The following is a 1,336-nucleotide window of genomic DNA, read 5'->3' as shown; positions in this document are numbered from 1 at the left end:
AAACATTTGTTGAGTGGGCTGGTTTTTCGGTTCGTTATTCATTCTGGGCAAAGGCTTATTATGAGCAACAACAAGCTAAAGGAAAACCACATAATAGTATCATTAGAGACTTAGCCTTTAAGTGGATCAGGATAGTATTTAGATGTTGGAAAACTAACACTCCCTATGATGAATCAACCTATTTAGCGGCGCTAAAAAGAAGAGACTCACCGTTTTTAAAATTTGCAATTAATAGTTAAATTTTACTAGCGGTCCACCTCAGGGCGTGTTGTTATACGGTTAGTGAACACTTGATCCCTCATTGTTTTTTACTATTGAAACTGATAATTCACCGTTGTTCTTTTCGTTTGTAACCCAGATTACTATTTGGTTATTGGATATTTCGTAATGAACTCTCACCAAAGGCTCTCTTGCCTCTTCTAATTTATAGCCTCGAATTCTCAATTGACCAATTAAGCTCTCGAACGTCGCCTTGGCTTCTGAGCTACGATGAAATTCCAAGGTGATTTGATTCTGTAAATCTTCATCTGTGCTGAATGAATAAGACCCCTTGCTAGGGTAGCTCTCACCTACTTTTGAGAAAGGTGCAATCGTACCGTCGTAAATCCGAATACCGAAGGTCTGGGTTAATACCCCATCAGCACCAATTGGAGCATTTGAATCAATAATCACTCGACTATCGAGAGGAGCTTTATTTTTAATTTTTGAGAATAGCTTCTTAAACATGATTTACCGTATAACGAGGCTGTAGAATTTCTCATTTCAGCCTGTTTATTTTAAATAAAAATGACAGTAGCTTACATTTACTTGAGATTAAATAGATTATTTTGTTTTTATTAACTAATTGATTAATTTGAGTCATAAATGGGATTAGAGGGCTAAACATGAGGGATTATTGAGTTAAGGGCTTTGCCCTTGGCTTAATGTAAACTATTCCTTAACTTCTCACTGTTCTTAAAAAAATGAACGAGACAGTACATTTTCCATTGACGATTTATTAGAAATAGGCTTTATCTTGGCCGCGCAGCGTGAATTTATTCATCCCTTTATTCACCGTAATATTACNACCGCTCCTGAGTTTAAAGAAAGTAGGCTCAATAGCACCTAGTCGTTTGCCTTATTTACTGACAAAGGTTTCGCCTGCCAGGACTGCTGTTTATTTTAACTCACATTTTATCGGTATATGAGATGATTTTATCTTTTATATTCGTTTCAAACTGTACCTGCCGACCTTGTTTTGTGGGTTTCTTTCTCATGCATTGAGTTTGTAATGGGCAAACGCGGCAATCTTTTAAATACCCTGAATAGCGAACATAATGTCGACCTGCTGTTTCGA

The 1,336-nt window shown here is 36.8% G+C and carries 2 protein-coding genes and 1 pseudogene; 1 reads left to right on the top strand and 2 read right to left on the bottom strand.

The genetic code is table 11. From position 1 onward, the window contains the following. A pseudogene (locus tag GQR39_RS19935) lies at positions 1–239 on the top strand (IS110 family transposase); the annotation flags it as partial. A gap of 40 nt (positions 240–279) precedes the next feature. Here GQR39_RS19935 and GQR39_RS19930 read toward each other — a convergent pair. Beyond that, entirely contained in the window at positions 280–726 is a 447-nt protein-coding gene (locus GQR39_RS19930; RefSeq protein WP_165736422.1) for an Hsp70 family protein, read from the bottom strand. Positions 727–1,166: 440 nt separating this feature from the next. Next, positions 1,167–1,336 (bottom strand): transposase (locus GQR39_RS20370; RefSeq protein WP_240918232.1); only part of this gene is annotated, 170 nt, incomplete at its 5' end.

The organism is Pseudoalteromonas sp. C8, assembly GCF_011378685.1.
Taxonomy (GTDB): Bacteria; Pseudomonadota; Gammaproteobacteria; order Enterobacterales; family Alteromonadaceae; genus Pseudoalteromonas; species Pseudoalteromonas arctica.
Note: the sequence above shows the minus strand (reverse complement) of the source record. Positions and strands in the feature narration are given on the sequence as shown.

Coding starts and splice junctions, on each gene's coding strand:
- GQR39_RS19930 (WP_165736422.1), bottom strand. CDS start 726: ATGTTTAAGAAGCTATTCTCAAAAATTAAAAATAAAGCTCCTCTCGAT.